Origin of the sequence: Rhodoferax sp. (assembly GCF_028688795.1) — a bacterium.
Taxonomy (GTDB): domain Bacteria; phylum Pseudomonadota; class Gammaproteobacteria; order Burkholderiales; family Burkholderiaceae_C; genus Rhodoferax.
Genome location: NZ_JAQTXM010000061.1, coordinates 1 through 9,019 on the forward strand (window position 1 = coordinate 1; position 9,019 = coordinate 9,019).

The 9,019-nt window shown below is 52.5% G+C and carries 7 protein-coding genes and 1 tRNA gene; 6 read left to right on the top strand and 2 right to left on the bottom strand.

Translation table 11 applies throughout. From position 1 onward, the window contains the following. Positions 1-174: 174 nt before the first annotated feature. Both PHQ58_RS22395 and PHQ58_RS22400 read left to right on the top strand, forming a co-directional pair. Complete coding sequence (locus PHQ58_RS22395) at positions 175-1,272, top strand: DNA methyltransferase (protein WP_300115867.1); 1,098 nt, start codon at positions 175-177, stop codon at positions 1,270-1,272. Then, complete coding sequence (locus PHQ58_RS22400; protein WP_300115869.1) at positions 1,269-3,758, top strand: DEAD/DEAH box helicase family protein; 2,490 nt, start codon at positions 1,269-1,271, stop codon at positions 3,756-3,758. The genes PHQ58_RS22395 and PHQ58_RS22400 overlap by 4 nt, the downstream gene beginning before the upstream one ends. 1,083 nt (positions 3,759-4,841) lie before the next feature. On the opposite strand, the gene PHQ58_RS22405 is transcribed toward PHQ58_RS22400, so the two are convergent. Together PHQ58_RS22405 and PHQ58_RS22410 are read right to left on the bottom strand one after the other, a co-directional pair. Further along, on the bottom strand, positions 4,842-5,522 hold the full coding sequence (locus PHQ58_RS22405; protein WP_300115872.1) for a hypothetical protein: 681 nt from the start codon (positions 5,520-5,522) through the stop codon (positions 4,842-4,844). Positions 5,523-5,690: 168 nt separating this feature from the next. Beyond that, on the bottom strand, positions 5,691-6,137 hold the full coding sequence (locus PHQ58_RS22410) for a single-stranded DNA-binding protein (protein ID WP_300115873.1): 447 nt from the start codon (positions 6,135-6,137) through the stop codon (positions 5,691-5,693). 118 nt (positions 6,138-6,255) lie between these two features. Here PHQ58_RS22410 and PHQ58_RS22415 point away from each other — a divergent pair, with 118 nt between their 5' ends. The 4 genes from PHQ58_RS22415 to PHQ58_RS22430 all read left to right on the top strand — a co-directional run bounded on the left by PHQ58_RS22415 (position 6,256) and on the right by PHQ58_RS22430 (position 8,998). After that, positions 6,256-6,801: a hypothetical protein gene (locus PHQ58_RS22415; RefSeq protein ID WP_300115875.1), complete on the top strand. Its 546-nt coding sequence runs from the start codon at positions 6,256-6,258 to the stop codon at positions 6,799-6,801. Positions 6,802-6,977: 176 nt separating this feature from the next. Continuing rightward, complete coding sequence (locus PHQ58_RS22420) at positions 6,978-7,283, top strand: hypothetical protein (protein ID WP_300115876.1); 306 nt, start codon at positions 6,978-6,980, stop codon at positions 7,281-7,283. A 451-nt stretch (positions 7,284-7,734) separates the two neighbouring features. Beyond that, positions 7,735-8,190 (top strand): DUF2846 domain-containing protein, encoded by a 456-nt coding sequence (locus PHQ58_RS22425; RefSeq protein ID WP_300115877.1) that lies wholly within the window; start codon positions 7,735-7,737, stop codon positions 8,188-8,190. 731 nt (positions 8,191-8,921) lie between these two features. Beyond that, positions 8,922-8,998 (top strand) — tRNA-Arg (locus PHQ58_RS22430). Positions 8,999-9,019: the final 21 nt, after the last annotated feature.

A 9,019-nucleotide genomic window follows, 5' to 3' on the forward strand; every position in this document is an offset into this window, starting at 1 on the left:
GCTGGAGCCGATTGGGTATATTCCACCGGCCGAGGCTGAGGCAAACTACTATCGGCAACTCGCCGAGAAGACCGAAAACACGGTCTGACTTAAACCAACTGGCCTCCACGAAACCCGAGGCGATTCACCTGTGCAACTCCATGGAAGTCAGCAGAACACGACATCAAAGATCAAATGCTTGCACTTGAGGCGAGCTTGCTTCGCAAGGGCGGGACAGCGGCGCAATTGCAAAAGGCTTACTCAGCATGGTTCAAAGAGCACAAGAGCGAACTTCCTCCATTGGACAATTACAAGTACATTGACTTGGGTGGCATTTACGCCGGTAGCCGATCAGTACACAACCCCGGCAAAGAAGGCTACCGCTATGACGTGCTGCACCCAGAAACCGGCAAGCCCTGTAAACAGCCATTGATGGGCTACCGCTTTCCAGAGGGCACGATGACCGATCTGTTAAATGAAAAGCGCATCCTTTTCGGTGATGATCACACGAAGCTGATTGAACTGAAAATCTATCTCCGCGACTATCGCCGCAAACTTTCCAGTGTCGTTACATTGGATGGTCGAGCTGGCCCGAATGAACTGAAAGCAATTTTTGGCGATGAATCCAAGGTGTTCAATAACCCGAAGCCCATTGGGCTTCTTCAAGAACTGTTGTCATTTGTAACCAGTCCCGGTGACATTGTGCTGGATTTCTTCGCTGGTTCAGGTACTACTGCCCAAGCCGTCATGAGTCTGAATAAAGAAGATGAAGGCAATCGCCGTTTCATCTTGGTGTCCAGCACCGAGGCCACTCATGAAACACCAGACAAGAACCTTTGCCGCGACGTGTGCGCCGAGCGCGTGCGGCGCGTGATCACAGGCTACACCAACAGCAAAGGCGAACCAGTCACTGGTCTGGGCGGTGGCTTTGCCTATCTGCGCTGTCGTCGCATTCCGGCAGCAACGGTGTTTCGCGGCATTCAGCACGCACAAATCTGGACGGCGCTTCAGCTCATTCATGACGTGGCCCTGTCACCCTACCAGGCAGCATTACCCATGCAGACGGCGCAAGGCAAACGCTCTGTGGTGATCTATTTACCCAAGGTGTCTGACGCCATTCTGGAGGCACTGCAAACCGCGATACAAGGCGCTGGGCAAGCCGTGGTGTATTCATGGCAACCGGCTTTGCTGGCGCAGCGGTTAACCGACCCGCGTGCGTCATTCGAGGCGATCCCGGCGTTTCTGGTGAACCGGTTTGGCGCGCGATCTGGCGCCAAGGGAGGACGGCCATGAGCGCCCCGTCACCCAAGGGCTACCAACGTGAGGCGGTCGTCAATGCGCTGGAGATATTTCGCTATGCCGAAAGCCAGTTTCGCCAGGCTGGAGACGACGCCAGCAGGGCAGCTGCGACCGCCTTCAATGGTTGCCTGTTGTTGGAGGCTCCCACCGGCTCGGGCAAGACGCTGATGGCGGGCATGATTGCCGAGTCCTTTGCCGCACCAGACCGCGACAGCAATGCACAAATTGTCTGGTTTTGGTTTACGCCGTTCGCCACCCTTGTGGAACAAGCCAAAGGGGCGATCAAATCCACATTTGTCGGCCTGCGCGTGCGCGACCTGCAAGGCGACCGCAAGACGCGCGGCACCAAGAGTGGCGATGTTTATGTGACCACCTGGGCATCGGTGGCAGCTTCCAATGCAGCAACGCGCAGGGTGCGTAGTGGTGGCGAGTTCGTGCTGTCATTGGATGATTTGATTGCCGAGCTGCGTGCCGACGGCTTTCGCATTGGTGCGGTGGTGGATGAAGCGCATCATGGCTTTGCAACAGCCAAAGAGGCCGTGCGCTTTTACCGCGAATCGCTCAAGCCCGACTTCACCTTGATGATTACCGCCACACCTGACGATGCCGATGTGGAAAAGTTCAAGAAGGTGGCGGGCATAGGCCACCTGCACCGCATCCGGGTCAGCCGCAAAGAGGCGGTCGATGCGGGCTTGATCAAGGACGGCATCAAGTCGATAGCCTACCTGGCAGCCGATGATCAAAAAGAACTGGTGGACTTTGCAGCCACGGCGCTGGCCGATGGCTGGCACATGCACAACGTCATCAAGCAGGGTTTGCAGGCGGCAGGCATAGGCCTGGTGCCGCTCATGCTGGTGCAAGTGGCCAACAGCAACAAGGCCGTGGACGAAGCCCGTGCACGCCTTGCGACCTTGGGCGTGCCTGAATCAAAAATTGCCTGGTACACGGCGGACGATCCGAATGATGATTTGCTGGCGGTGGCCATTGACGAACGCAAGGAAGTGCTGATTTTCAAGGTGGCTGTGGCACTCGGCTTTGATGCGCCGCGTGCCTTCACGCTTGTATCCATGCGCGGGGCCAAAGACACCGACTTCGGCATCCAGGTGGTGGGCCGCATCCTGCGTGTGCACAGCCGCCTGCAAGTGCCGACGCTGGAAAAGCAACTGCCCGAGCTGCTGCGCTGTGGCTATGTGTTTTTGGCCGATGCCGCCAACCAGAGCGGGCTGGTCAATGCAGGCGAGAAGATCAATGCGATTCAAAGTGAGTTGTCACAGGTATGCCCATTTACCATGGTGGTGAAGGTGGCTGGCAGCAACGAAATTCAGGTATCCCACAACGGGCAGACGCAATTGCTGCCAGTGCCCTACATGGCGCCCGCGTGGCCGACCCCTGAAACAAATGTGCTTGACGGGATGGTGTTAGCACAAAATGCCCCTGATTGGCAACAATCGGGGCTGTTGACGAACCTGGTGTTGATGCCCCCGCCATCGGCACCAACCGTTACAGACCCACCCAGCGCGCCCGGCGCCCTGCAAAGCACCCCACTGCTTTCAGGTAATCGGCAATTTGCCTTGCGCGCCAAGGTGCCACGCTCCTATCGCTCGGAACGCCTGCCACTGTCAACGACCGATCTGTTGACTTGTATCGCCGCCAATGTCGCCATCGACGACAAGGCCTTCAGCGCCGGATTTCGGGAACTGGTGAGAGTGACCCGGCAGACATTTGATCTGTTTGAGGGCAGCGAAGAAACGGAGACGATTAACGCGCGTTTGTCTGATGCTGAAATTGCACGGCGCGCGCAAAGCGTTCTTTTCGATGCCGATAACCTCGACCCGCGTGATTTGCACGATGCACTGCTGGCTCGACTCAAATCCGAATACGGTCACCGTGGTGTTGACAAGGATGACGCCGAAATTGCGTTGGCCTTGAACCGCATCATGGCCGCCTACCCGCACTTGATCCGGAACGCTGCACGTACCTGTTCGGCCAAGTTCAAGGAAACCTTTGATACGACGCCCTTGCCTGAATTTGTGGAGTTGCCAGCGGGGGTCAAGAAGTCGCGCCTCAATGTGTACGGTGTGATGCCGCAAGACCTGAACGGGCCGGAACAGGCGTTCGCGCAAATGCTGGATGCCGATACCACTGGCACCATCGAATACTGGTTTCGCAACGAACCACGTAAGCCCTGGTCAATTGGCATCGTGATGCCCAGCGGTGACCGCTACTTTCCCGACTTCGCCATCAAGATCGCCGGTCGCGCTGCGGGTGATGGCCTGATGTTGGCGGAAACCAAGGGCAACCACATCCTGAACGGTGACGACACACTGGACAAAATTCTGGCTGAACACAAGCTCTATGGCGTGCCATTGATGCTGGTGCAGGATGATAGCGGTCGCTTCATGACCGTGAAGTACTTCCCCAACACAGGTCGTAACGAGCAAGACCAGATTTTCCGGGTAGAGAATCTGGCGGGTTATTGATCGGAATACTCCGGCATCTTTGCCCACCAGCGTGACCATGCCCCCGCCTGCAAGTCGTGCCTTTGTTGCAGCCATGGGCATCGTCACTTTCGCCTGATCTACGGTCTGGCTGTCTGATCAGTGGCAAAGACGCTGCTGCGCCCTTGCCAGGCACCACGAAGCTGTCGCGTTACCTTGGCCAACAAAGCAGTCGTGTCACTTACCCCACCCCTGGCGCTGCGCGCCAACGGCAGGGCAAGCAACACCACTGCTTTGTGCTTGATCGACGTTCCGGGTTTTTCATCCAGTTGGCAAGGTGCTGCTGCACCCTGCCAATGCATTTGGTTACGGCTCGCTGACGCATCGTGCTGACACCCAGTAGCCAGCAGCGCGGTCATGTGGTCCTACAAGTCGCTTCGCTTTGTTTCCGGCCCACAGCACCGCTTTTGCCAGTTCGATGGCCTCGGTATGCCAGTGAGTGTATGAGGCGCTGCTGCGGCCCATACAGAGCCTGCAGAGGTGTCTGGCCAGTGCTTCGCAATATGGCAGCATGAGCGCTGTGGCGCTGGATGTGGTCACGGCTCGCTTACGCATCGTGCTGGCTTCCCGGTTCGACCGTCGGTGCGTGATCCACAGCTACGGCAAAGTTACATAACGCCGCACTGCATAAAGTGCTGGTCCAGTCGGTCGCAAGCTTCCTTGTGTCCCTGCACCGCTTTGCGCCCTTTGGGTTTACGCAGCAGGCGTTATGCAAAATTGCCTACGCTGGTTCGGGCTTGTCAGCCGCCTGCACTCCCCAGCCGCTTCGCGGCTTACGTGCAGTTGCCTGTCGCCCTCGTGCTGTGCTGTCACCTGGGTATTAGTCAGTTGCTTCGCAAGTGGTTTTGGTCAGTGGCCTACGGCCATGCATCTTGTGTCTGCCCCGCCCTCCCTTAGGCTTGCTTGCTTCGCAAGCATCGCCAGCGCGGTCTGCCCGTCCGCCCCCATGGGGACTCCCTCAGACCCGCGCCAATACACTCCGCCTTGCGGCGTCGACTGACCGAAGAAGCCCGGCAAGTCAGTTCGACAAATAAAACGGCAGCAATATTTCTATCCCTAAAAGGATTAACTTTGCTCCTGTTTTTGGTTTACTTCCAATTGTGCTCGTTTCCTTATGTTCTCTATTAAATCTCTAATTTCTTTATCTTGCTTTTGATTCTGATGGTTTTTTTCTTCTCTTTTGATAACCTCTTTGGGATCTTCTTTGAAAAGTAGATCTTTTACTTTACCTATGATCACAAATGGAGTAACTATTATTGGAATAACCAAAAAAGTGAACAAAGGTTTAAGGACCAACGTTAATAGATTTACCGCTTGAATCATACTGTCAGAATTACCTCTTCTTTTATGGTAAGTGTTTGATATGATTCGTTTTGTTGCTCTCTCTTGATTTTCTGTAAATTGTGGGTCAAGATTTAATATGTCATGTGTATATAACTCTGACTGCCCATTGCTACAAAGAGGCATGTAAGATTTATTGCTGTATGCTCCGAAAGTCTTGCGCAAATAAAAATGACTGTGAAGTTTTTGTTCTATGTCGTATCCATCAGCGTAAAAGCTGAAAAGTAATACTTTATCTATATACTTTTCATCACCTGACCCCTTGTAGCCAAGTCGCTGTTCAATCGACGCCATACTTGTAAAGCCCAACTTATAAAAAATACCAAACTCGGTATTTAAGCGTACATAATACAAATGCCCACTTATGCAAGCTGGTGTGAGGCTCGATTTGTTAGTTCTGCTCAAAATAATTATTCCTTTATGCCAAAGTTTAATATCTATTAACAATAGTTGAGATCACTGTACATCGCTGGGCTTAAGTATTAATTTAAGCCATAAATATGAAGATACTTTCCGCGCCGATGTTGGTATTGTCAACCTACTTAGGTGCAGAATCTCAGTTAACACGATCACTCAGAACGGTATGTCTATGTCTTCATCAATGCCAGCCGGTTGATAGCTGGGCTTGTGTGGTGCTGTAACAGCCCGTTGCACCGCAGCTAATGGCTTGACCGGCGCTGCCTGTGACTCCTGCCGATCCAGAAGCTTCAGTTCATTGGCTTCAACCTCGGTTGTGTAGCGCTCAAGCCCATTCTTATCAGTCCACTTGCGGGTCTTCAGTTGACCTTCAAAGTAGGCTGATGAACCCTTGCGCAGGTATTGGTTGGCAATCTCAGCCAAGCGCCGGAACAGCACCACCTTGTGCCACTCTGTTGAGCTTTGCTGCTCACCGTCCCTGTTTTTGTATTTTTCCGTGGTGGCCACACTCAGCGTACACACCGGGTCGCCGCTGCTGGTCTGCCGCATTTCGGGGTCAGCGCCCAGATTTCCCACCAAAATCACCTTATTGACTGATGCCATTTTTTCCTCCTTGAATTCAGCCTACATTAGCTCATTGACCTGTCCCTTTTGATTGGCGACAGGCATAGTCAGTCTATGGGTGCCACCGCCTCAACACAACAAAAACCGTAGGGGAAAAATGAGGATTGCTCGCGAAATCATGGCGCATTGGGGTCCAGCTGCAACTGACCTCGCGCTTTCAGCCGACCTGATTCCGCGCCGAGACTATGCAGGACTCAATGTGCAGGATGATCAACTGCGCATTTGGTTGCCAGACCCAGCCAAGACTGCCTTGCTGGAGGTCTGCAATCGCCTTGGCATGAGCATCACTGTCTATTTGACGGAACTGTTTGCGACCTATCTCTATGGTGTCCATGAAGTAATGCGTATGCGTGACCATCAAAAGGGGTTGTATGACGCCGATGACTTGCAATTGCTCACTGCTGACCAGCTTGACAGTGAAGAACTTGAAGATGACGGGCCTGCGTTCGACGAGCCCGTGCCAGAGATGGGCAAGAACATCTTTGCACTCAAAATCTTTCTGCCTGCCAAGATGAAGCTTGGCTTGCAACAGCGTGCCGACAAGGCTCAAGCACCGCTCGGCAAGTTCGCCAGGGCCATGATCTGTGCCCATCTGTTTGGCAGGGATGTTGGGCCTAAGTTTTTGATGGCCTCAGCGACATGACGAAGTTGATTGGGACATGCCAGTGGGTGCTTCTTAAAAGACCGTCCTGGCGACCAGCAAGCCAATGCCGATAGCAAGGGCGATGAGCTTCCAAAGGTTGCACATCAGCATACCTTTTTACTTGCATCGACCTGAGCAGCGTACACTGCAAATCTATAAAACTACCGGGAGGACCTATGGCTATGCTGCCCATCCATGCCGTTTGCACAACGTGCAACACCTCATTCAATCAGGTTCCTACGCGAACGTCACTTGGGTTTCAAAGGCTTAAATGCCCAGAGTGCAAAAAAAAGGTCACATACCCGTTAACGAATTTCTATCGCGCTATGTACTGGGTCTTTTTCGTTTTGATGATGCTGCTCATCGTTAATGCTTTTTCGCAAGGCGGTTTCGGAGTTCCAGGTGGTATCGGGCTTGCGATTGTTTACGCTCTTTTTATGGACCGACGCATTCGCAATCGCATTGCCAACCCTACTTACTGATCAACAGAGCTATTCAGCGGCTGAGGAGGTGGCTAGAGCAGCACAGGTGGGCCTATGGCGTCATCCTGACCCAATGCCACACTGGGAGTTCAGGCATTAGCCTAAGTGACACGTCGCCGTCTGCAGCCGGGCCTTTATCTGCTACAGGGCGCCCAGCACTGCTTTCGGCACATGACACCGGAGCCTTCACCGGGCTAAAAACCACAACCAAGGCTTTACAAGGCTTGTTACCTCAACACGTTGATTCAACAAGCCATTTCCCAGTGTCAGCAATGATTCGACCGCATCAAGGCCATGCCCTACGGGTGGACTACTTCCAGCCTTGACCCAGTCAAATAATGGCGAACCCCTCCCCATTACATCTGACAGCGTTGTGCCTGTGCATGGGCTGGAGGTGTCGTTTTCCGCAGTAAGATGGTTATGGTTTTAATTTACTTTTTAGGGATGGATGATGAGAAAAATTGCATTGGTTATTATGTTGTCGGCTTTATTCACTGGATGCGCATCCGTGAAGATGGAAAGCAAAGAGGATTCGTCCAAGGCCAAGCAGTTTGCGCAGCCGCAGGCTGGGAATTCTGGTCTTTATATTTATCGCGATAGCTTTGTCGGCAAGGCACTCAAGAAGGATATTTGGGTGAATGGGAAATGTGTTGGTGAGTCAGCCCCTGACGTTTTTTTCTATGCTGAAGTTGCTGGTGGCAAGGAGCACTCAATCTCAACGGAGTCTGAATTTTCTCCTAATGCCATGATGCTGCTGGTAGATGCAGGCAAGAACTACTTCATTCGGCAATACATCAAGATGGGTATGTTCGTCGGCGGAGCTGGGCTTGAATCTATCTCCGAAGAGGAGGGCAAAGTTGCAGTCGCAAAGCTGGAACTTGCCAAGCCAGGTACTTGTAGCGAGTAATGCGTAGGTCTAATTGACAAACGAGTGACCAACACAGTTGGTCCTCTTTTCATTGGCCCAGAACTCAATTTCCGTGGCTGTCGCCACCCTGGGAACTTCGGCACAAGAAAAAACCACAATCGCCTCAAAGCAATGCTTTAACCAAACCGATACATACCCGATAGGCTGACTCAAATTGCCGCTTTTGGAAGTCCATTCTATTGACACAAAGTCGGACCGAATGACCCGGTGTGACATGTCAGATCAGAATATTACATACTTCTGATATTAGTATGTACTAATGTGTCGACGATATCCTAAGTCTCTCAATTGGCCCTATAGTCGCGATATCTACCCGATAAGGTAACTGCACTTTCATCTGCACTTTGAACTTCGGGTTTTTGAGATTTTCTTCATCTGGGTACGCCTTCAGTACCAAGTGTCAACATCGACATGACCGGACTACCCCCCCCGTGGTCACGGGCTGGTGAAGAGACGTTCAACACCACCGACAGCGGAACATTGTTCTTTCGCACAACCAACTATCGTGGCGACTTGCTGGTGCTGGTTACAATCACTCCACTTCACTTCATAAAGTATCTAGGTGTAGCGCAAATGAGACGGATTGATAAATGATGGTACTTTTGATGGTACTTTATTGCTATAAATAAAGTAGCTTTCAATATCTGTAAGGGTTTCAAGTCATAACGCGGTTCCGGCCTCGGCACCAATCTTGTACTTCTAGTGACCAACAGCCAGTAGCTCATCCGGATAGAGCACGAACCTTCTAAGTTCGGGGTAGGGGGTTCGAGTCCCTCCTGGCTGGCCAAATAAAAAAAGCAGGCATGTC

Bases quoted from the DNA above. Each gene is read 5' to 3' on its own strand.
- PHQ58_RS22425 (WP_300115877.1), top strand. From the start codon at position 7,735: ATGAGAAAAATTGCATTGGTTATTATGTTGTCGGCTTTATTCACTGGA.
- PHQ58_RS22415 (WP_300115875.1), top strand. From the start codon at position 6,256: ATGAGGATTGCTCGCGAAATCATGGCGCATTGGGGTCCAGCTGCAACT.
- PHQ58_RS22395 (WP_300115867.1), top strand. From the start codon at position 175: ATGCTTGCACTTGAGGCGAGCTTGCTTCGCAAGGGCGGGACAGCGGCG.
- PHQ58_RS22420 (WP_300115876.1), top strand. From the start codon at position 6,978: ATGGCTATGCTGCCCATCCATGCCGTTTGCACAACGTGCAACACCTCA.
- PHQ58_RS22410 (WP_300115873.1), bottom strand. From the start codon at position 6,137: ATGGCATCAGTCAATAAGGTGATTTTGGTGGGAAATCTGGGCGCTGAC.
- PHQ58_RS22400 (WP_300115869.1), top strand. From the start codon at position 1,269: ATGAGCGCCCCGTCACCCAAGGGCTACCAACGTGAGGCGGTCGTCAAT.